The following is a 19,965-nucleotide window of genomic DNA, read 5'->3' on the forward strand; positions in this document are numbered from 1 at the left end:
AAAGGGACCATACTAAGTCACCATGCAGAGCAAGTACAAAATCGGCCTGTTGCGGATCAACCTGGTGGCGGCGGCCGGCCTCACGGCCGTGCTGGCGGCCAGTGCCGGCGCCCTCGAGGATGCGCTGCTGCTGTGGCTGACCACGATCTGGCTGGGTGTCACCGCGACCCAGCTCGAGTTCAGTCATCGACACCCGGCGACCGTGCCCTGGCAGCTGCTGCCGGGCCTCTTGCTGACGGCCGTGCTGTGGGTGGCCCCCGAGCGTCACCTCACCTGGCTATGGGCCTGGGCGGTCCTGCTGATGCTGCCCCAACCCCGCTGGATGCTGCTGCTCAACGCCCTGCTGGCAACCCTGAGCTGGGCACTGCTGGCCGACCTGCTGGGCACCGAGCAATGGGTCCTGGCGGGGCTGCTGCTGGCCGGCATGATGCTCCTGGGGCTGTCGCGCTCGCTGGAGCTACAGGCCCTGCGCAGCCGCATGCGCGAACGCGCCCGCCTGGTGCCGGGCCTGCCGATCTGGCCCGGCCACCAGCTCCATCACGATCTCCAGCGGGAGCGCCGGCGCACCACCCAGGAACGCGTGCATGCCGAGCTGCTGCTGCTGAGGACGTCGCGCTGGCGGTTGTGGCCCCTGGCCGAGCGCCTGTGCCGCCTGACCCGACGTTTCGAGCACTGCTATCGGCTCGACAGGCGCACCCTGGGGGTGCTGCTGATCAACCGCGACACCGAACAGGCCGCCGCACGCCGCCGTCAGCTGCTCGCCGCCATCGAGGAACCGGTCACGGCCCGGGTCGTCGCCCTCCCCCGGCTGGGCTCGCTGGTCAGGGAGCGGCGCGCCCTGGCGCACCAGGACACGCCCCTCGAGGTCAAGGAGGTCGTCCATCATGGATGAGCATCGCCCGCACGCCTCGCGACTCTTCCCCGTCGTCCTGGCCGTTGCCACCCTGCTGCTGCTGGTACAGGCCCTGTGGTTCTACCTGATGGGCGACTATGGCCGCATCCTGCTGCCGGCCCTGCTGTCACCGGTGATGCTGGTGGCGACCCTGCTGGCGGCGGGGGCTCACTCCCCCTCCCGGGCGTCGGCCTACCTGGTGCTGATCTGCGGCTTTCTGCTGACCGCCGTGGAGCTGCCTCGCCAGGCCGGCCTGCCCGCCTTGTGGGTGGGCCTGCCGCCGGTACTGGCGCTGTTGCTGCTGCCGCTGGGCCCGGCCATGCTGCTCAACCTGGCATTGACGCCGATCTGGCTGGCCCTGCTGGGCAACGGGGAGCCGGAGCGGGATCTGCTGCTCGTCTACCTGGCCCTGGTGGCGGTGGCCGCCCTGGTGCCCTGGGAGCGACTCCGCCAGCAGGCGCTGCTGCGCGCCACCGATCCCTGGGAGCGCGAGTGCCGGGCCGTCACCCGTGACAGCCTGCACGAGCGCCTGGCCGGCGAGTTCGAGCGGGCCGAATTCCTCGAATGCCCCCTGGCGGTACTGCTGATCCACCTGCCCCAGGTCGACATGGCCGGCGAGCAGTTCGGCGCCAAGGCCCGTACGGCACTGCTCGAGGGACTCTGCCGAGGCGTCATCAGCCGCTGCCGGGAGCATGACGTGCTGGGGCGGGAGGGCGACGCCGCCTTCTGGCTGCTGCTGCCGGACACCACCGAGAGCGGCGCCCTGCTGGTTCGCCATCGCCTCACCCAGGCCCTGAGCCAGGTGGTGCTGGTGGAGACCGGCCCCTTGCAGCTGCGCACCCGGCTCGCCTTTCCCCGCCCAGACGAGACCTGGCCGCATTTCGAGCAGCGCCTGCAGGCCTTGAGCCACAGCCTGGCCGACGGCTGACCCCCGCCGCAGCGGATCACGACAACGGAGAGTCACGTGAACCTTGCCGACACCCTCTACCAACTGACGCCCTCGCCGCCGCTGCTGGTCGCCCTCATCGCCACCATCGCGCTGATCGAATCCCTCGCCCTGGTGGGCCTGCTGGTACCGGGTGTGGTATTGATCACCGCCGCCGCCTCCATGGCCGGCCACCAGGAGGTGGCCGTCGGCACGGTGCTGGCCGCGGCCTTTCTCGGCGCCGTGGTCGGCGATGGCCTCAGCTTCTGGATCGGCTACACCCAGCGTGAGCGCGTCACCACCCTGTGGCCCCTGTCGCGGTATCCGGAATGGCTCGCCCGGGGCGCCCGCTTCTTCCAGCGCCACGGCCCGCTCTCGGTGCTGCTGGGGCGCTTCGTCGGCCCGGTGCGCCCCGTGGTGCCGCTGATCGCCGGCATGATGCACATGCCGCCGCGCACCTTCACCTGGGCGAACCTCGGCTCGGCGCTGCTGTGGGCACCGGCCTATGTCCTGCCGGGCTACCTCCTGGGGCGCGCCTGGCAGCGCCTGCCGGGCTTTCCCGATGCACTGCGGCCGTGGCTGGTGGGGCTCGGCGTGATGGTGGTGGTACTGGCGCTGATCTTCTCCTGGCTGCGCCACCAGACCCATCGCCATGGCCTGGTCTACCGGGGACTGGCACGCCTGTCCCGACACCACCCCCGTGGCCGGTTGGCCTGGCGCCTGCTGGCGCGCCCCCATGACCGGGAGCCGCCGCTGGGCACCTGGCTGCTGCTGGTGGCCTCGCTGACGGCGCTGTCGGCCTGGACCCTGGTGGTGCTGCATCACGACGGCCCGCTGCCGATGGATGAACGTCTCGACGCCGCCATGGCGGCGCTGGCGATCCCCGGCCTGGCATGGCTGGCCGAGCGGATGGCCGAGATCGGCGACCTCTATGGCGTGATCGCCCTGACCCTGCCCTGGGGCCTGTGGCTACTGTGGCGGGGACATCGGGCGGCCTTCGGCCATGTCGCCGCCGGCCTGCTCGGCATCTCGCTGCTGAACACCCTGGGCAAGGCGGCACTCGGCCGCGCCCGGCCCAGCGTGCCGGACTACCTGGCCGACTCGCTGGCCTACCCCAGCGCCCACACCTCCACCGCCGTGGTGGTGTTCGGCCTGGCGGCCGCCTTCACGGCCCAGGAGCTGCCGTTGGGGCGGCGCTTCTGGGTCTACTGGGGGGCCATTGCCGTGGTGGTGCCCATGGCGCTGTCGCGACTGGTGATCGGCGTTCACTGGCTGAGCGACCTGGTCGGCGGCGCCCTGCTGGGACTCGTGGTCTGCGCCTTGGTGCAACTGGCCTGGCAGCGCCATCCCCGCGCGCCCCTGGCCCCCTGCCCCTGGCCGCTGCTGGCGGTGGCCTCCCTGGGACTGAGCGTCGCCCGGGTGGCCTGGCTGGGCCCGGCCTAGACCGGGCTTCGCCCGGAGCTGGAAGGCAGCTTGAATGCGCCACCAAAGGTGTAAAGCGTTTTCTTCCAGCTTCAAGCTTACGTCCGCGCAGCGGACGATCTTCCGGCTCCCGGCGAAGCCGGGGACTTCCAGCTTCAAGCTCCCGGACGCAGTCCGGACTCTTCCAGCTTGAACCCGGCACCGCCAGGGGTCAGCCCAGCGCCAGCCAGAGCCCTACCCCCACCATCAGGGTGCCGGCGAGCCGGTTGAGCAGCCGCACGTTACGACTCCTGCCCAGCAGATGACGCAGGGTCTGCCCCCCGGTGGCGTAGATCACCAGCGCCAGGAACTCAATGGTCAGGATGATGGCGACCAGCCCGGCGAGCTGGCCCGCCAGGGGCCGCGAGGCTGCGAGGAAGGGCGGCAGCAGAGCCACGAAGAACGCCCAGCCCTTGGGGTTGGCTACCGCCGTGACGAACCCCTGTACGGCCAGCTCGCGACGCCCCGCCGTCACTTGGGCATCCAGCGTCTCGGGAATCGCCATGCGCCCCCGCGAACGCCACATCATGACCCCCAGATAGCCCAGGTAGGCACCGCCCACCCACTTGAAGACCGCGAAGAGTTCCGGCAGGCGCAGCATCAGCGCGGCCACGCCGGCCCCCGCGGCGACCGCCACCAGGCCCACGCCGACCAGCTCGCCGGCCATCATCCACAGGGTGCGTCGCACGCCCTGGGTCATCCCCAGCACCATGGCCAGGGTCATGCACATCCCCGGGGTCAGCGAGACGAGCAGGAAGGTCGGCACGAAGACCGAGAGCACCGAAAGCGTGATCATGAAAATGACATCCTTGTCGTCACGGTACGCCTAGTGTGGCGGTCAGACGTGACCCCTTGATGATTCAGGAAAGCTGACCATTTCCCCCTCTACTCTCCCCAGCGCGGCATCAGGCTGTGCTCGATACCCAGCTGGTTGAGGATGCGCGCAACGATGAAATCGATCAGCTCGTCGACCGAGGCCGGCCGGTGGTAGAACCCCGGCGCCGCCGGCAGTACCACGGCACCGAGACGGCTCAGGTCGAGCATGTGCTGCAGGTGGATCGCCGAGAGCGGCGTCTCCCGGGGGACCAGGATCAGCCGGCGGCGTTCCTTGAGGGCCACGTCGGCGGCCCGCTCGATCAGGTTGTTGCTGGCCCCGCAGGCCACCGCCGAGAGGGTCCCGGTGGAACAGGGACAGATCACCATCGCCGAGCTGGCCCCCGAGCCCGAGGCCACCGGCGCCATCCAGTCCTCGCGGCCGAAGCAGCGGATCTGCCCGGGCCGCGCCCCGCTGCGCTGGCCGAGCACCGCGGCGAGGCGATCGGGACGGGCGGGCAGCTCGACCTCCGTCTCGGTGGCGATGACCAGGTGCGCGGCCTTGGAGATCATCACCCAGACCTCGTGGTCCGCCGCCACCAGGGCATCGATCAGGCGCAGCCCGTACTGGGCCCCGGAGGCCCCGGTGATGGCCACGGTGACGGGCGCCCGGAAGGCATCAGCCATGGGCGACCTCCAGGGCGGCGAGCAGCCGCTCGTGGATGCCCCCGAAGCCGCCATTGGACATCACCACGATGCGGTCATGGGGCCTGGCCTCGGCGACCAGGGCGGCGACCAGGGCCTCCAGGTCGTCGTACTTCCGACCCGGCACCGGGCCGGCCTCGATCAGCGGCGCCAGCGACCAGTCGAGCCCCGCGGGCTGGTACCAATAGGCCGCATCGGCACGGGCCACGCTGTCGGCGAGCCGGTCGCGCAGGGTGCCCAGGCGCATGGTGTTGGACCGCGGCTCGATCACCGCCAGCAGCCGCCCCCTGGTGGTGGCCGCCCGCAGGCCCGCCAGGGTGGCGGCGATGGCCGTGGGGTGGTGGGCGAAGTCGTCGATGACCTGGATGCCGGCCACCTCCCCGCGGACCTCCTGGCGCCGCCGAGGCGTCTCGAAGCGCGCCAGGGCGGCACAGCCCCGGGCCAGGTCGACGCCGCAGGCGTGGGCGGCGGCCAGCGCCGCCAGGGCATTGCGCGCGTTGTAATCGCCGGTCAGCCCCCAGTCGACCACGGCGTCCTCCTCGACCTCGCCCTCCCGATGGATGACCCGGAAGCGGCTGGCATCCTCGCGTTCCAGGGCGAAGCGCCAGGGGCTGTCGGCCGCCTCGCCGAAGCGCGATACCGGCGTCCAGCAGCCCTGGGCGAGCACCCGCTCCAGGGCCGCCTCCCCGTCGGCCACCAGCAGCTGTCCCTTGCCCGGCACGGTGCGCACCAGGTGATGGAACTGCCGCTCGATGGCCGCGAGGTCCGGGAAGATATCGGCATGGTCGAACTCGAGGTTGCCCAGGATGGCGATCTCGGGCCGGTAGTGGACGAACTTGGAGCGCTTGTCGAAGAAGGCGGTGTCGTACTCGTCGGCCTCCACCACGAAGGGCGCCTCGGGGGCCCCGAGCCGCGCCGAGACGCCGAAGTTGCGGGGCACGCCGCCGATCAGGAAACCCGGCGACAGGCCCGCCGACTCGAGCAACCAGGCGGCCAGGCTGGCGGTGGTGGTCTTGCCGTGGGTACCGGCCACGGCGATGACCCGCCGCCCCGGCAGCACCCGCTCGGCCAGCCACTGGGGCCCGGAGACGTAGGGCAGGCCGGCGTCGAGCACGGCCTCGACCTCGGGATTGCCACGGGACAGCGCATTGCCGATGATCACCAGGTCGGGCCGCGGCGTGAGATGGTCGGCCGAGTAGCCCTCCATCAGCGCGATCCCCGCCTCCTCGAGCTGGGTGCTCATGGGGGGGTAGACGTTGGCATCGGCGCCGCTGACCTGATGCCCCTGTTCCCGGGCCAGCAGGGCCAGGCTGCCCATGAAGGTGCCGCAGATGCCGAGGATGTGAAGATGCATGGAGTCTCCGCTGCCGAAATATCGTGCCGGCGGCCCGGCCGGTGGAAAGCGGCAGACTAGCATGGCCCCCGCGCACCCTCCAGCGGCCCGCCACGGGCGTCGCGGATCGCCGACGGGATGCAGCCGCAGGGCCGATAGGCTAGAATCGGCGGCCTTGTCCGGACCCGAACCGGAAGCGCCCGACACGCCTGGCGAGACGGCCGCCGCGCGCTTCCCTTGATGCGACCAGCAACAGGATAGCCCCATGGCTCAGCACAACGCCTTCTACGCCCAGTCCGGCGGCGTCACCGCCGTGATCAACGCCAGCGCCTGCGGCGTCATCGAGGCCTGCCGCCGCCACCCCGAGCAGATCGGCAAGGTCTACGCCGGCCACAACGGCATCATCGGCGCCCTGACCGAGGACCTGATCGACGTCAGCCGCGAGAGCGACGAGACCATCGCGGCGCTGCGCCACACTCCTGCCGGCGCCTTCGGCTCCTGCCGCTACAAGCTCAAGGACATCGAGACCCACCGCGCCCAGTACGAGCGCCTGATCGAGGTCTTCAAGGCTCACGACATCCGCTATTTCTTCTACAACGGCGGTGGCGACAGCGCCGACACCTGCCTGAAGGTCTCGCAGCTGTCCGAGAAGCTCGGCTATCCGCTCACCGCCATCCACGTCCCCAAGACCGTGGACAACGACCTGCCGATCACCGACAACTCCCCCGGCTTCGGCAGCGTGGCCAAGTACATCGCCACCTCCACCCTGGAGGCCTCCCTGGACATCGCCTCGATGTGCGCCACCTCCACCAAGGTCTTCGTCCTCGAGGTGATGGGCCGCCATGCCGGCTGGATCGCCGCCGCCGGCGCCCTGGCCGGCGAGGGCGAGGGCGAGCCGCCGCACCTGGTGATCTTCCCCGAGGTGGCCTTCGATCGGGCCGCGGTCATGGCCCGGGTCGAGGAATCCGTCAAGCAGTACGGCTACTGCGTGATCGTGGTCTCCGAGGGCGCCCGCTACGAGGACGGCACCTTCCTGGCCGACTCCGGCAACACCGACGCCTTCGGCCACCGCCAGCTGGGCGGTGTGGCGCCCACGCTGGCCGGCATGATCAAGCAGGACCTGGGCTACAAGTACCACTGGGCGGTGGCCGACTACCTGCAGCGCGCCGCCCGTCACCTGGCCTCCAAGACCGACGTCGACCAGGCCTATGCGGTGGGCGAGAAGGCCGTGGAGCTGGCGGTCGCCGGGCAGAACGCCCAGATGCCGGCCATCAAGCGCACCGGCGATGCCCCCTACGGCTGGACCGTCGAGGCCGCCCCGCTGGCCGAGGTCGCCAACCGCGAGAAGTTCATGCCCCGCGACTTCATCCGCGAGGACGGCTTCGGCATCACCGAGGCCTGCCGCCGCTACCTGTCGCCGCTGATCCAGGGCGAGGACTTCCCGCCGTTCGTCAACGGCCTGCCCGCCGTGGCGCGCCTGGCCAAGCACCGGGTCGAGCGCAAGCTGCCCGAGTTCAAGATCTGAGCTGCGAGGTGCCGGGCTACGAGCTGCGGGCCAATTTCCAGCTCGTAGCTCGTAGCTCGTAGCTCGTAGCTCGTAGCTCGTAGCTCGTAGCTCGTAGCTCGTAGCTCGTAGCTAACGAAGCAGCCAGGAGAGCACCAGCAGCAACAGCAGGATCCCCGCCACGCCCCGCCAGAACCGGGTCGGCTCGCCCAGCGCGCCGGCCGTCCCACGTCGCGGCTCGCCGGTCACGCGCAGGGCGTGCAGGAACTCCGACAGCCGGCGGAAGCGCAGGGCCCGCTGCGGCGACAGGGCCCGGCGCAGGGCATCGTCCAGGGCCGGGGAGATCTCCGGGTTGAGGCTCCGGGCGCTGCGGTAGGCCATGCGCTCCAGATCGGTATGGCGCAGCAGCTCCTTGAGCGGCAGCTCGTAGGGCAGCGCCCCGGTGAGCAGCCAGTAGACGGTGGAGGCCAGCGAGAACTGGTCGCTGCGGCGTCCCACCTCGTCGTCCAGGGCATATTCCGGGGCACTGTGCTCGGTGATCCCCACCTGGCGCAGCACCCCCCGGGAGCGGCGGTGGCCGTCCACATCGCGCAGGTGGCAGGCGCTGAAGTCGGCCAGCACCACCTGGCCGTGGGGGTCGATCAGCACGTTGTCGGGATGTACCCGCTGATGGAGCAGGTCGCGATGATGCAGCGCCTGGATGGCCTTGCCCAGCTGGACGGCGATATCGAGCCGCTGGTCGAGCCCCGCCTGGGGGTGGCGACGCGCCCATTCGGTGAGCGTCTCGCCCTCCACGTAGGCCATCAGGTAATAGAGGAAACGCCGCGGTCGGGAGGGCTCCATCACCCGCACCACGAAGGGCGAATGCACCCGTTCCACCACCCACTGCTGGAGCAGGAAGTGCTCGAGGTAGGCGTTGCGGTTGGAAAGCTCCGGGCTCGGGGCCTTCATCACCAGGTCGCGGTCGGTGCGCACGTCGCGGACTCGATAGACCCGGGACTGGGCGGTGCGCGACAGGACCTCGCGCACCTCGAGGCCGTCGAGCCGATCGCCCACGGCCAGTTCCGGCGGGATCGGCAAGTCACCGTAGACCTTGCCGGGGTGGTCCTGCTCCTCATCGGGCAGGGCATCGATGCGCACCAGCTGGAAGCAGAACTGGTCGCTGCCGTAGCCGCGCTCCCGGGCACGCTCCCGGGCGGTCTGCGCCAGCCGCTCGCAGGCGGCGTCCAGGTCGCTGGCATCCTCGCGGATCAGCCGCACATAGTCGGAAGGCATCAGGGTGCCCTGCACGCCCTGGGTGGTGAACAGGAAGATGTCGCCCTGCTTGAGGGGCAGCCGGGCGTAGTCGATGTCGACGCTGGCATCCATGCCGATCGCGCGGGACGGGTAGCGATAGCCGCCGAGATCGGTCACGTGATCCCGGGACAACTGCTCGAACTCGGCGCCACGCAACCGGAATACCAGGGTGTCACCGACGTGGAACAGGTGCGCCTCGCGGCCGCGAAAGACCATGGCCGAGAGCGAACTGACGAAGCCGCCGTCGCTGACCTGGCGGCTCTGGCCGAAACACCAGGCGTTGAGCGCGCGCAGCACCCGGGTGGCCGCGGTCTTCACCTCCCAGTGGTCGGGAGTGGAGAAGTAGTCGGCCAGAAACCCCCGCACGCTGATGTCACCGGCCTGCTTGGCCAGGGGGTTGCGGGAGGTGGAGTCACTGATCAGGGCACAGGCACCCTTCGCCGTCAGCAGCGGCGCCTCGGGGAGGCGCACGGACATGGAGCTGCGATGCCGGCGGCGCTCCGGCGCCACGAAGGCCTGGCCGTAACTCAGTGACAACTGTACGGGTGCCAAGAACAAGTCTCCTTGCGGTCGCGCATCTCGCCGGCCGGGCCGGCCCTTCCATCGGTCCCTCATGATACACCGCCGCCCCCGCCACTGGCTCGTCCCGCAACGCCGCTGCGGGCACCGACCGACCCGGCACCTATGTCGGATTGGTAATCGCCGACCTGGCTTCGTATAATTCGCCGGATTTTTCTCCACTCGACCCGGCCATCCGCCAAGAAGGACGCGATCATGAACTTCGACAACATCCCCGCCGGCAAGGATCTGCCCGACGACATCTACGTGGCGATCGAGATCCCGGCCAACCACGCTCCGGTCAAGTACGAGATCGACAAGGACATGGGAGCGCTGCTGGTCGACCGCTTCATGGCCACGCCGATGTTCTACCCGGCCAACTACGGCTTCATCCCGCACACCCTGGCCGACGACGGCGACCCTCTCGACGCCCTGGTCGTGACCCCCTACCCGGTCGCCCCGGGCAGCGTGATCCGGGCGCGTCCGGTCGGCATCCTCAACATGACCGACGAGGCCGGCGAGGACGCCAAGCTGGTGTGCGTGCCGCACCCCAAGCTGTCCAGCCTGTACGATGACATCCAGGAAGTCACCGACCTGCCGGAGCTGCTGCGCCAGCAGATCGCCCACTTCTTCGAGAACTACAAGGATCTCGAGAAGGGCAAGTGGGTCAAGGTGGAGTCCTGGGAAGGCGTCGAGGCCGCCCGCAAGGCCATCGAGAAGTCCGTGGCCGCCTACCAGAAGGCCTGATCGCCGGCGGCAGCGTCGCGCTCACCCAACGGGCCGCCCTCGGGCGGCCCGTTCTCGTCGAGGGGGTCAGGGCGACGCCTCGGTTGCCGGCGCCTCGCCCCCCTCGGTCTCGGCCTCGTCGGCCGGCGCCCCGGACTCGTCGCCGGCCGCCGGGGCCTCGCCCTCCGGTTCCGCCGCGCCGTCCTGCGAGGGGGCCGCCGCGGGGCTCGCCCCCTCCTCCGGGGTCGCGGCGGCGTCTTCCGCGGCCTCGCTGGCCGACGCGTTCGAGGAGGTCGCCGTCGGCTCGGCCGGCGCGGTGTCTTCCGCGGTCTCAGTGGCCGGCGCATCCGGTGAGGTCGCCGTCGGCTCGGCCGGCGCGGTGGCCTCGGGAACGCTCACCGGCACGGCCTGCTCCAGCGTCCTGGCCAGTTCCCGGGTCAGGTCCCGGGCCCGCACCACATGGTTGGCCATCACCAGGGAGTGATTGGCGAAGATGCCGAACCCGGAGCCGTTGAGCACCACCGGGCTCCACAGTCGCCGCTGGCTGCGCTGGAGCTCGGCGACCAGCATCTCCCAGCGCCCCGTCAGGCCGGCCGCCTCCAGCACGTCGGCCTGGTCATGGCGCACCGCATCGAGCAGGTGGAGCAGCGCCCAGGCCTGCCCCCGGGCCTCGAAGAAGACGTTGTCGACCCGGTACCAGGGCGTTTCACCGGGCAATCCCTCGGCCTCGATGTCCAGATCGGCCAGGACCGCGGGACGGGCGACGCTGGCCGACAGCCGCCCCCCCAGGTCATCGAGGCCGGCGGCCACCTCGGCCAGCCAGGGCGCCAGGCCTCGCCCGCCATCGGCGAAGGCGACCTCACCGCCCTCCCCCAGGCGCTCGAGGTAGGCGCCGAGACCGCTCAGCGCCAGCTCGAGACGGTGCTCGGTGGAGGGATAGAACCAGTCGCGACTATCGCGCTGCAGCTGCGCCTCGACCCGCTCGAGCTCCCCCGCCTCGCCCCGGGCCATGGCCGGTAGCGCGCGCGCGAGGCGGCGACTCTGGCTGAGCACCCCGAGCTCCCAGGCCGGCATGTTGTCGAGCCATAGCCCCGGCGGGGCGAGGTCGTTGCGCAGATAGCCGCCGGGCTTGTCGAGCAGCGTCTCGATCACCGCCCTCAGGCCGGCCGTGGTCACCGCCCCCCGGGCCGCCGGGGTCGCCTCGCGCTGCTCGGCCACGGCAGGCTCCAGGGCGAAGGGGGCCGGCGTGCGGCTCCACCAGATTCCCAGTCCCAGCGCCACCAGCAGATAGATGACCAGTACCGCCAGAAGCGGCTTCCAGATCCAGCCATACTGCGGGCGCTCCAGCGCCTCGACCTTGCTGCGGCGCCTGTCCGCCGCCTTTCGCGTCAAAGCCATGATCCCTGTTTCCCTAGCTGCTGATGAGTCGAGTGCGCGACGATTCGGCGCGGCCTCGCGCGACGGCGGTCATCCACAATCCCCACGTCGCTGCGATATCCTAGCATCTGATCATAGCGGTGCCCGTGGCGGAACCCCAGGACACCCCACGAGTCACAACCGCGCCATTGCCGTTCGGATGAAGGAACCCCCGTGCTCAACGCCCGCCGCCTCGCCACCGCCCTGCTCCTGCTGCTGATCCCCCTGGCCGCCCAGGCCCAGTGGTTTGCCGACCGCGACGAGGCGGACTTCCTGCCGGTGAGGGAGGCCTTCCAGCCCCAGGCCTGGCATGACGGCGAGACCCTTACGATCGGCATCGACAACGCCGAGGGTTACTACCTCTACCGTCACCGCTTCGAGGTGGCATCCCTCGAGGAGGGCGTTCGCCTGGGCGAGCCGGTACTGCCGCCCGGCCAGGCCAAGACCGACGAGTTCCTCGGCGACGTCAACGTCTTCTACGACCGGGTGGTGTTCGAGGTCCCCCTGACCACGCCCGCCTCGGGCCCCCTGGAGGTGGCCCTGACCTTCCAGGGCTGCGCCGATGCCGGGCTCTGCTACCCGCCGGAGCGGGTGACCCTGCAGGCGCCCCAGGGGCCGGCGCCGGCGACCTTCGCCGAGACCGCGTCGCCCGCCGCCGCGGCGGGCGACGCGCCGTCGGTCGCCGGGTCCGGCGTACCCCGCAGCGAGGACGGCCACTTCCGCGCCCTGATTCGCGACGCCAGCCTGCCGCTGGTGCTGGGACTGTTCTTCCTCGCCGGCCTGGGGCTGACCTTCACGCCCTGCGTGCTGCCCATGGTGCCGATCCTCTCCTCGATCATCGTCGGCCAGCACCCCAGCCGCCTCCGCGCCTTCGCCCTCTCGGCCAGCTACGTGGCCGGCATGGCGCTGACCTACGCCGGGGTGGGGGTGCTGATGGGGCTGTTCGGCGCCGGCCTGAACCTCCAGGCCCGCCTGCAGTCGGCGCCGGTGCTGATCACCTTCGCCGTGCTCTTCGCCCTGTTCGCGCTGGCCATGTTCGGTGCCATCGACCTGCGCCTCTCGCCGCGCCTGGCCGGACGCATCGATGCCCTCCAGGCCCGCGCCCAGAAGAGCGGCCCTGCCGGCCTGGCCCTGGCCGGCGCCCTGTCGGTGCTGGTGGTCTCCCCCTGCGTATCGGCACCGCTGGCCGGGGCCCTGGTCTTCATCTCCTCCACCGGCGATGCCCTGATGGGCGGCGCCGCCCTGCTCGCCCTGGCCCTCGGCATGGGGGGGCCACTGCTGCTGGTCGGCACCTTCGGCACTACCCTGCTGCCGCGGACCGGGACCTGGATGACCGGCGTCAAGGTCGCCTTCGGCATTCTCCTGCTGGGCATCAGCGTGTGGCTGGTCGAGCGCCTGCTGCCGCCGCCGGTCACCCTGCTGCTGTGGGCGGCCCTGGCCGTGGGCACGGCGCTGGCCCTGGGCGCCCTGAGCCCGCAGCAGGCCCAGGGGTGGCCGCGGGTCCGCCAGGCCGCCGGCATCCTGCTGCTGGTCTGGGGGGTGACCCTAGTGATCGGCGCCTCCCGGGGCGCCCATGATCCCTTGCGCCCGCTGGCGGCCCTGCCGGCAACCGGCACCGAGACCGGCGCGCCGGCGAGCCGGGTCACCGTGGTGGAGAGCCTGGACGCGCTCGAGACGGCGCTGGCCGAGGGCACGCGGCCCGCCCTGGTCAATGTCACGGCCGACTGGTGCATCTCCTGCAAGATCATGGAACGCGAGGTCTTCCCGGCGCCGTCGGTGGTCGCGGCGCTGTCGGGCTTCCGCCGCATCGACGTCGACGTCACCGACACCGATGCCGAGAGTCGCGCCCTGCTCGACCACCTCGCCCTGTTCGGTCCGCCGAGCCTGCTATTCTTCGACGGCGACCGGGAATTGCGCGAGGCCCGGATCCAGGGCGAGGTCGACGCGGCCGAGCTGGCCGGCCACCTCGAGAGCGTCCGCGACTGGCTGTCGGGCCGGCGCGGCTGACCGACCGCCCGGCCGCGGCGGCCGCCAGCGAACGCCGTTCGAGCTCCGCTGGACATCGCCGCCGATTTTCGGCAAACTCCGCCGACAGCGCTATTCAAGGCCAATAGAGACGCCAAGAGCCGGCATCTTGCCGCGATCTATTGCAAGTTGGCCCCGGTTGACAGCGCCGGGCGACCCCCGAATCCACCCGAGCGAGACATCGTCATGGACATCCGCAAGGTCAAGAAACTGATCGAGCTGCTGGAAGAGTCGAACATCAGCGAGATCGAGATCCAGGAAGGCGAAGAATCGGTGCGCATCAGCCGTCACCCCAACGGCAGCGCCTATCCCCAGCCCCAGGCCCCCGCCTGGCCGGCACCGGCCCAGCCGGCCCAGCCGGCCCCCGCCGCGCCCCAGCCGGCCGCCTCGGCCGAACCGGCGGCCGAGGAAGGCCCCGGCTACCAGGGCCAGGCCGTGCTGTCGCCCATGGTGGGCACCTTCTACCGCTCTCCCGCGCCCGGCGCCAAGGCCTTCGTCGAACTCGGCCAGAGCGTCAAGAAGGGTGAGACCGTGTGCATCGTCGAGGCCATGAAGATGATGAACCAGATCGAGGCCGACCGTGACGGCGTGATCGAGGCCATCCTGGTCGAGGACGGCGAGCCGGTCGAGTTCGAGCAGCCGATGGTCGTCATCTCCTGATCTTCCCACCAACCTGGCGGACTCCCTCATGCTGGACAAGGTTCTCATCGCCAATCGCGGCGAGATCGCCCTGCGCATCCTGCGCGCCTGCAAGGAGCTGGGCATTCGTACGGTCGCGGTCCACTCCAAGGCCGACCGCGAGCTGATGCACGTACGCCTGGCCGACGAGGCCGTGTGCATCGGCCCGGCCTCCTCCGCGCAGTCCTACCTGAACATCCCGGCGCTGATCAGTGCCGCCGAGGTCACGGACTCCAGCGCCATCCATCCCGGCTATGGCTTCCTCTCGGAGAACGCCGACTTCGCCGAGCAGGTCGAGCGCTCCGGCTTCACCTTCATCGGCCCCCGCGCCGAGACCATTCGCCTGATGGGCGACAAGGTCAGCGCCATCGAGTCGATGAAGAAGGCCGGCGTGCCCACCGTTCCCGGCTCCGATGGCCCCCTGGGCGACGACGAGGGCGAGATCGTGGCGACCGCGCGGCGCATCGGCTACCCGGTGATCATCAAGGCCGCCGCCGGTGGCGGTGGCCGGGGCATGCGCGTGGTGCACACCGAGGCCCACCTGCTCTCCGCGGTGACCGTGACCCGTACCGAGGCCCATTCGGCCTTCGGCGACGGCACCGTCTACATGGAGAAGTTCCTCGAGAAGCCGCGCCACGTGGAAGTCCAGGTGCTCGCCGACGGCCAGGGCAATGCCATCCACCTCTTCGATCGCGACTGCTCCCTGCAGCGCCGTCACCAGAAGGTGCTGGAGGAGGCCCCCGCGCCGGGGCTCGACCCGGCGGCCCGCGCCGAGGTCTTCGAGGCCTGTCGCGAGGCCTGCATCACCATCGGCTACCGCGGCGCCGGCACCTTCGAGTTCCTCTACGAGGACGGCCAGTTCTTCTTCATCGAGATGAACACCCGTGTCCAGGTCGAGCACCCCGTGACCGAGATGGTCACCGGCGTCGACATCGTCCGCGAGCAGCTGCGCATCGCTTCCGGCCTGCCGCTGTCGATCCGCCAGGAGGACGTCAAGCTGGCCGGCCACGCCTTCGAGTGCCGGATCAACGCCGAGGACGCCAGGACCTTCATGCCGTCCCCCGGCAAGGTGACCCTCTACCACCCGCCGGGCGGGCTCGGCGTGCGCATGGACTCCCACATCTACACCGGCTACACGGTCCCGCCGCACTACGACTCCCTGATCGGCAAGCTGATCACCTGGGGCGTCGACCGTGACACCGCGCTGACCCGCATGCGCAACGCCCTCGACGAGCTACTGGTCGAAGGCATCAAGACCAACATCGACCTGCACAAGGATCTGGTCCGTGACGGCTACTTCCAGCAGGGTGGCGTGAACATCCACTACCTGGAGAAGAAGCTGGGACTCTAGTCGCGGCGTCGATCCTCCCCCACGGGGCGGTCGACGCCGCCCCGTCGTCGTTTTCCCACTCCGATCCCCGGGAGCCCCACCATGCCCTGGCTGCAACTCAAGGCGCGCATCGCCCCGGAACAGGCCGAACTGCTCGAGGAGCTGCTGCTGGCCGAAGGCGCCACCGCCATCACCCTCCAGGACGCCCAGGACGCCCCGCTCTTCGAACCAGAGCGCGGCACCACCCCGCTATGGGACGAGACGGTGCTCACCGGCCTCTATGACGACCTCGAGGGCCTCTCGGCGATGCTCGAGCGCCTGGCGGCCGCCTGGGCCGAGGCCGTGCCCGGGGAACCCTGCCCCGAGATCGAGCACGAACTGCTCGACGACCGGGACTGGGAACGGGCCTGGATGGAAGACTTCCAGCCCTTGCGGATGGGCGAGCGCCTGTGGATCGTGCCCAGCTGGCACGCGGCGCCGGATCCGGCGGCGGTCAACCTCCACCTGGACCCGGGACTGGCCTTCGGTACCGGCACCCACCCCACCACGGCGCTGTGCCTGGGGTGGCTGGACGGCCTGACCGTGGCCGGCGAACTGACGGGCCTCGAGGTGCTCGACGTCGGCTGCGGCTCCGGCATCCTGGCCATCGCCGCCCTCAAGCTGGGTGCCAGGCAGGCCACGGGCACCGACATCGACCCCCAGGCCCTGTCCGCCAGCCGCGACAACGCCCAGCGCAACGCGATCCCCGACACCGCCTTCGGGCTCTGCTATCCCGAGCAACTGGACGCCTCGGCGAGCTTTCCGCTCGTGATCGCCAATATCCTGGCCGGCCCGCTGGTCGAGCTGGCCGCGGAGATCGCCGGGCGCGTCGCGCCGGGCGGGCGCCTGGCGCTGTCCGGGATCCTCGAGGCCCAGGCCGAGGAGGTGCGTGCCGCCTATGCGGCCCAGGGCCTGGCCATGGACGAGCCGGAGGCGCGTGAGGGCTGGGTGCTGCTGACCGGGCGGCGCTCCGTCGGGCGGCACACCGCCTGAACGCACCGCGACCGACGAACGGCGCCTTCACCCAGGATGCCCGGGGGCGTATGATGTGTCCCCCTTCGAGCCACCGACCGTGACCATGCCCGAATCCCGTCCCCTACCCCGCATCGGCCGCCACACCCTGCCCAACCGGGTAGTGCTCGCGCCCATGGCCGGCGTCACCGACCGCCCCTTCCGCGCGCTGTGCCAGCGCCTGGGGGCGGGGCTGGTGGTGGGCGAGATGGTGACCTCGGACCCCAGCCTGTGGCACACGCGCAAGTCGCGCCTGCGCATGGACCACCGCGGCGAACCCGGCCCCCGTGCCGTGCAGATCGCCGGCGGCGACGCCGAGATGCTCGCCGAGGCGGCGCGGCTCAACGCCGAGATGGGCGCCGAGATCATCGACATCAACATGGGCTGCCCGGCCAAGAAGGTCTGCAACAAGGCCGCCGGCTCCGCGCTGCTGCGCGACGAGACCCTGGTCGCCGAGATCCTCGCGGCGGTGGTCGCCGCGGTGGCGGTGCCGGTGACGCTGAAGATCCGCACCGGCTGGAGTGCCGAGAGCAACAACGGCGTTCGTGTCGCCCGGCTGGCCGAGGACGCGGGCATCCAGGCCCTGGCCGTGCATGGCCGCCATCGCCAGCAGCGCTACGCGGGCCAGGCGGAGTACGACACCATCGCCGCGATCAAGGCGGCCGTGGACATCCCGGTGTTCGCCAACGGCGATATCGATTCTGCCGAGAAGGCCCGCCGGGTCCTCGACTATACTGGGGCGGATGCGGTGATGATCGGGCGCGGGGCCCAGGGCAACCCCTGGATCTTCCGCGAGATCGACCACTACCTCCGCCATGGCCGCCCGCTGCCGCCCCCCGACGACGACGAGCGTGCCCGGGTGTTGCGCGGCCACCTGGTGGCCTTGCACGACTTCTACGGTGAGCACATGGGCGTGCGTATCGCCCGCAAGCACCTCGGCTGGTACCTGGCCGGAGATGCCCGCTTCGACGACACCGGCCGCCGCGCCCTGCGTGCCACCTTCAATGGCCTGGACAGCGCCGATGCCCAGTGCCACTTCATTGACGAACTGTTTCGTCATGAGCCGGACATGGCCCCCAGCCGTGTCGCCCAGGCCGTGACGTCGTATGGAACCTGTGCCGCATGACCAGCAGCCAAGCCTTTGACCAGAATCCCGCGCTGTCCGAGCTTGATGCCCGGGCCTCCGGTGATCTCGCCGAGGTCACCGAAGGCGGCAGCCTGCCGCGGGACGACATGCCCCTGCGCGAGGCCGTCGAGGCCGCCATGCGCCGCTACTTCGCGCACCTCGACGGCAGCAGCGTCACCGACCTCCATGCCATGGTGATGGCCGAGGTGGAGGCGCCATTGCTGGCCTCGGTGCTCGAGCACGCCCAGGGGAACCAGACCCGTGCCGCCGAGATGCTCGGCCTGAATCGCGGCACCCTGCGCAAGAAGCTCAAGCACTACGCCCTGATCTGATGTCCGCAAGGGCGCTTCGGGGCGCCCTTGCGCGTTCTCGATCCTCGCTTTTTCGATCCCAACGCCTGCAATAGAGTGACGCCCATGTCCCAAACCTCCTCCCCCACCCCGGTCCGCCGCGCCCTGATCAGCGTGTCCGACAAGACCGGCATCGTCGATTTCGCCCGCGGCCTCAGCGAGCAGGGCGTCGCGCTGCTCTCCACCGGCGGCACCTATCGCCTGCTCCAGGAGCATGGCATTCCGGTCACCGAGGTCTCCGAGCACACCGGCTTCCCCGAGATCATGGACGGCCGGGTCAAGACCCTGCACCCGAAGATCCATGGCGGGATCCTGGGACGGCGGGGCCAGGACGACGCGGTCATGGCCGAACACGACATCGCGCCCATCGACATGGTGGTGGTCAACCTCTATCCCTTCTCGGCCACCGTGGCACGCCCCGACTGCACCCTGGAGGAGGCCATCGAGAACATCGATATCGGCGGGCCGACCATGGTGCGTGCCTGCGCCAAGAACCATGCCTACACCACCATCGTGGTGGACGCCGGGGACTATGACCGGGTCCTCGGGGAGGTCGCCCGGGGCGGCATGCAGCAGGCCACCCGCTTCGACCTGGCCGTCAAGGCCTTCGAGCACACCGCCGGCTATGACGCGGCCATCGCCGACTACCTGGGCCAGCATGTCGAGGGCGGCGAGGACGGCTTCCCGCGCACCTACAACCTGCAGCTCCACAAGAAGCAGGCCATGCGCTACGGCGAGAACCCCCACCAGGCCGCCGCCTTCTATGTGGAGCCGGATTGCCGGGAGCCCAGCGTGGCCACCGCCGAGACCCTGCAGGGCAAGCCGCTGTCGTTCAACAATGTCGCCGACACCGACGCCGCCCTGGAATGCGTGAAGACCTTCACCGAGACCGCCTGCGTGATCGTCAAGCACGCCAACCCCTGCGGCGTGGCGGTGGGCGCGAGCCCCATGGAGGCCTACGACAAGGCCTTCGCCACCGACCCGACCAGCGCCTTCGGCGGCATCATCGCCTTCAACCGGGCACTGGATGAAGACACGGCCCGGGCCATCATCGACCGCCAGTTCGTCGAGGTGATCATCGCCCCTGGCGTCGAGGACGCGGCCCGGGCGATCGTCGCCGAGAAGAAGAACGTGCGCCTGCTCGACATCGGCACCCACTGGCCGGGCGAGCGCGGGCATGCCCACGACTTCAAGCGCGTCACCGGTGGCCTGCTGGTCCAGGACCGGGATCTGGGCATGGTCGGCCGCGACGAGCTCACCGTGGTCACCGAGCGGGTGCCCTCCGAGCAGGAGATGCGCGACCTGGCCTTCGCCTGGAAGGTCGGCAAGTACGTCAAGTCCAACGCCATCGTCTACGCCAAGAACGGCCAGACCATCGGCGTGGGCGCCGGCCAGATGAGCCGGGTCTACTCGGCCCGGATTGCCGGCATCAAGGCCGCCGACGAGGGCCTCTCGGTGCCGGGCTCGGTAATGGCGTCCGACGCCTTCTTCCCCTTCCGCGACGGCATCGACGCGGCGGCGGCGGCCGGCATCACCGCGGTGATCCAGCCCGGCGGCTCCATGCGCGATCAGGAGGTCATCGACGCCGCCAACGAGGCCGGCATTGCCATGGTGTTTACCGGGATGCGCCACTTCCGCCACTAAGCGGAGGGGAAAGCGCTGGAACTCGACCATGCGTCGTTGAAAATCGGCTTGAAGTGCTCATTTGCAACAGCAAACTCCGCTTTCGCGCCGATTTTCGCCTAGCCTGACCATCGTCCAGCCGTTTTCTCAGGTA

Annotated in this window: 17 protein-coding genes; 12 read left to right on the plus strand and 5 right to left on the minus strand. The window is 70.3% G+C overall.

Going from position 1 to position 19,965, the window contains the following annotated elements; genetic code table 11:
• Positions 1 to 22 precede the first annotated feature (22 nt).
• The 3 genes from OCT48_RS11600 to OCT48_RS11610 are packed head-to-tail and all read left to right on the plus strand — an operon-like array spanning position 23 to position 3,260.
• The gene (locus OCT48_RS11600; RefSeq protein ID WP_263589312.1) at positions 23 to 892 is read left to right on the plus strand and encodes a hypothetical protein; all 870 of its coding nucleotides are present in this window, start codon (positions 23 to 25) and stop codon (positions 890 to 892) included.
• Entirely contained in the window at positions 885 to 1,820 is a 936-nt protein-coding gene (locus tag OCT48_RS11605) for a diguanylate cyclase domain-containing protein (RefSeq protein ID WP_263589313.1), read from the plus strand. The genes OCT48_RS11600 and OCT48_RS11605 overlap by 8 nt, the downstream gene beginning before the upstream one ends.
• Positions 1,821 to 1,856: 36 nt before the next feature.
• Positions 1,857 to 3,260, plus strand: coding sequence for a bifunctional DedA family/phosphatase PAP2 family protein (locus OCT48_RS11610; RefSeq protein ID WP_263589314.1), 1,404 nt, complete (start codon positions 1,857 to 1,859; stop codon positions 3,258 to 3,260).
• Between the two features lie 190 nt (positions 3,261 to 3,450).
• Here OCT48_RS11610 and OCT48_RS11615 read toward each other — a convergent pair whose 3' ends face one another.
• The 3 genes from OCT48_RS11615 to mpl form a co-directional block, all read right to left on the minus strand.
• Positions 3,451 to 4,074: a LysE family translocator gene (locus OCT48_RS11615; RefSeq protein ID WP_263589315.1), complete on the minus strand. Its 624-nt coding sequence runs from the start codon at positions 4,072 to 4,074 to the stop codon at positions 3,451 to 3,453.
• An 89-nt stretch (positions 4,075 to 4,163) separates the two neighbouring features.
• Complete coding sequence (locus tag OCT48_RS11620; RefSeq protein ID WP_263589316.1) at positions 4,164 to 4,778, minus strand: flavin prenyltransferase UbiX; 615 nt, start codon at positions 4,776 to 4,778, stop codon at positions 4,164 to 4,166.
• Positions 4,771 to 6,150 carry a UDP-N-acetylmuramate:L-alanyl-gamma-D-glutamyl-meso-diaminopimelate ligase gene (mpl, locus tag OCT48_RS11625; RefSeq protein ID WP_263589317.1) on the minus strand — a complete coding sequence of 460 codons (1,380 nt, stop codon included), beginning with the start codon at positions 6,148 to 6,150 and terminating at the stop codon, positions 4,771 to 4,773. Before mpl ends, OCT48_RS11620 begins: the two co-directional genes overlap by 8 nt.
• Positions 6,151 to 6,394: 244 nt before the next feature.
• Here mpl and OCT48_RS11630 point away from each other — a divergent pair, with 244 nt between their 5' ends.
• Positions 6,395 to 7,654, plus strand: coding sequence for a 6-phosphofructokinase (locus OCT48_RS11630; protein ID WP_263589318.1), 1,260 nt, complete (start codon positions 6,395 to 6,397; stop codon positions 7,652 to 7,654).
• 111 nt (positions 7,655 to 7,765) lie between these two features.
• Here OCT48_RS11630 and OCT48_RS11635 read toward each other — a convergent pair whose 3' ends face one another.
• Positions 7,766 to 9,481 carry a bifunctional protein-serine/threonine kinase/phosphatase gene (locus OCT48_RS11635; RefSeq protein ID WP_263589319.1) on the minus strand — a complete coding sequence of 572 codons (1,716 nt, stop codon included), beginning with the start codon at positions 9,479 to 9,481 and terminating at the stop codon, positions 7,766 to 7,768.
• Positions 9,482 to 9,703: 222 nt separating this feature from the next.
• On the opposite strand from OCT48_RS11635, the gene ppa reads away from it, so the two are divergent.
• Positions 9,704 to 10,234 carry an inorganic diphosphatase gene (gene ppa / locus OCT48_RS11640; RefSeq protein ID WP_183382008.1) on the plus strand — a complete coding sequence of 177 codons (531 nt, stop codon included), beginning with the start codon at positions 9,704 to 9,706 and terminating at the stop codon, positions 10,232 to 10,234.
• 66 nt (positions 10,235 to 10,300) lie between these two features.
• Here ppa and OCT48_RS11645 read toward each other — a convergent pair whose 3' ends face one another.
• Complete coding sequence (locus tag OCT48_RS11645; RefSeq protein WP_263589320.1) at positions 10,301 to 11,611, minus strand: DUF2333 family protein; 1,311 nt, start codon at positions 11,609 to 11,611, stop codon at positions 10,301 to 10,303.
• A gap of 192 nt (positions 11,612 to 11,803) precedes the next feature.
• Here OCT48_RS11645 and dsbD point away from each other — a divergent pair, with 192 nt between their 5' ends.
• The 7 genes from dsbD to purH all read left to right on the plus strand — a co-directional run bounded on the left by dsbD (position 11,804) and on the right by purH (position 19,832).
• Complete coding sequence (gene dsbD / locus OCT48_RS11650) at positions 11,804 to 13,636, plus strand: protein-disulfide reductase DsbD (protein WP_263589321.1); 1,833 nt, start codon at positions 11,804 to 11,806, stop codon at positions 13,634 to 13,636.
• A gap of 204 nt (positions 13,637 to 13,840) precedes the next feature.
• Positions 13,841 to 14,314 carry an acetyl-CoA carboxylase biotin carboxyl carrier protein gene (gene accB, locus OCT48_RS11655; RefSeq protein WP_263589322.1) on the plus strand — a complete coding sequence of 158 codons (474 nt, stop codon included), beginning with the start codon at positions 13,841 to 13,843 and terminating at the stop codon, positions 14,312 to 14,314.
• Between the two features lie 28 nt (positions 14,315 to 14,342).
• Positions 14,343 to 15,683 carry an acetyl-CoA carboxylase biotin carboxylase subunit gene (gene accC / locus OCT48_RS11660; protein ID WP_263589323.1) on the plus strand — a complete coding sequence of 447 codons (1,341 nt, stop codon included), beginning with the start codon at positions 14,343 to 14,345 and terminating at the stop codon, positions 15,681 to 15,683.
• Positions 15,684 to 15,764: 81 nt separating this feature from the next.
• Complete coding sequence (gene prmA, locus OCT48_RS11665; RefSeq protein WP_263589324.1) at positions 15,765 to 16,694, plus strand: 50S ribosomal protein L11 methyltransferase; 930 nt, start codon at positions 15,765 to 15,767, stop codon at positions 16,692 to 16,694.
• Positions 16,695 to 16,779: 85 nt separating this feature from the next.
• Positions 16,780 to 17,838 carry a tRNA dihydrouridine synthase DusB gene (dusB, locus tag OCT48_RS11670; RefSeq protein WP_263589325.1) on the plus strand — a complete coding sequence of 353 codons (1,059 nt, stop codon included), beginning with the start codon at positions 16,780 to 16,782 and terminating at the stop codon, positions 17,836 to 17,838.
• A complete protein-coding gene (gene fis, locus OCT48_RS11675; RefSeq protein WP_263589326.1) occupies positions 17,835 to 18,170 on the plus strand; it encodes a DNA-binding transcriptional regulator Fis in 336 nt (111 codons plus the stop codon). The genes dusB and fis overlap by 4 nt, the downstream gene beginning before the upstream one ends.
• An 84-nt stretch (positions 18,171 to 18,254) precedes the next feature.
• Positions 18,255 to 19,832: a bifunctional phosphoribosylaminoimidazolecarboxamide formyltransferase/IMP cyclohydrolase gene (purH, locus tag OCT48_RS11680; RefSeq protein WP_263589327.1), complete on the plus strand. Its 1,578-nt coding sequence runs from the start codon at positions 18,255 to 18,257 to the stop codon at positions 19,830 to 19,832.
• The last annotated feature ends 133 nt before the right edge of the window (positions 19,833 to 19,965 follow it).

The organism is Halomonas sp. M4R1S46 (assembly GCF_025725685.1).
Taxonomy (GTDB): Bacteria; Pseudomonadota; Gammaproteobacteria; order Pseudomonadales; family Halomonadaceae; genus Halomonas.

Excerpts from the sequence above, each read along its gene's own strand:
- OCT48_RS11620 (WP_263589316.1), bottom strand. The coding sequence starts at position 4,778 with ATGGCTGATGCCTTCCGGGCGCCCGTCACCGTGGCCATCACCGGGGCC.
- accB (WP_263589322.1), top strand. The coding sequence starts at position 13,841 with ATGGACATCCGCAAGGTCAAGAAACTGATCGAGCTGCTGGAAGAGTCG.
- OCT48_RS11600 (WP_263589312.1), top strand. The coding sequence starts at position 23 with ATGCAGAGCAAGTACAAAATCGGCCTGTTGCGGATCAACCTGGTGGCG.
- OCT48_RS11605 (WP_263589313.1), top strand. The coding sequence starts at position 885 with ATGGATGAGCATCGCCCGCACGCCTCGCGACTCTTCCCCGTCGTCCTG.
- OCT48_RS11645 (WP_263589320.1), bottom strand. The coding sequence starts at position 11,611 with ATGGCTTTGACGCGAAAGGCGGCGGACAGGCGCCGCAGCAAGGTCGAG.
- fis (WP_263589326.1), top strand. The coding sequence starts at position 17,835 with ATGACCAGCAGCCAAGCCTTTGACCAGAATCCCGCGCTGTCCGAGCTT.
- accC (WP_263589323.1), top strand. The coding sequence starts at position 14,343 with ATGCTGGACAAGGTTCTCATCGCCAATCGCGGCGAGATCGCCCTGCGC.
- ppa (WP_183382008.1), top strand. The coding sequence starts at position 9,704 with ATGAACTTCGACAACATCCCCGCCGGCAAGGATCTGCCCGACGACATC.
- OCT48_RS11630 (WP_263589318.1), top strand. The coding sequence starts at position 6,395 with ATGGCTCAGCACAACGCCTTCTACGCCCAGTCCGGCGGCGTCACCGCC.
- OCT48_RS11615 (WP_263589315.1), bottom strand. The coding sequence starts at position 4,074 with ATGATCACGCTTTCGGTGCTCTCGGTCTTCGTGCCGACCTTCCTGCTC.
- dusB (WP_263589325.1), top strand. The coding sequence starts at position 16,780 with ATGCCCGAATCCCGTCCCCTACCCCGCATCGGCCGCCACACCCTGCCC.
- mpl (WP_263589317.1), bottom strand. The coding sequence starts at position 6,150 with ATGCATCTTCACATCCTCGGCATCTGCGGCACCTTCATGGGCAGCCTG.
- purH (WP_263589327.1), top strand. The coding sequence starts at position 18,255 with ATGTCCCAAACCTCCTCCCCCACCCCGGTCCGCCGCGCCCTGATCAGC.
- prmA (WP_263589324.1), top strand. The coding sequence starts at position 15,765 with ATGCCCTGGCTGCAACTCAAGGCGCGCATCGCCCCGGAACAGGCCGAA.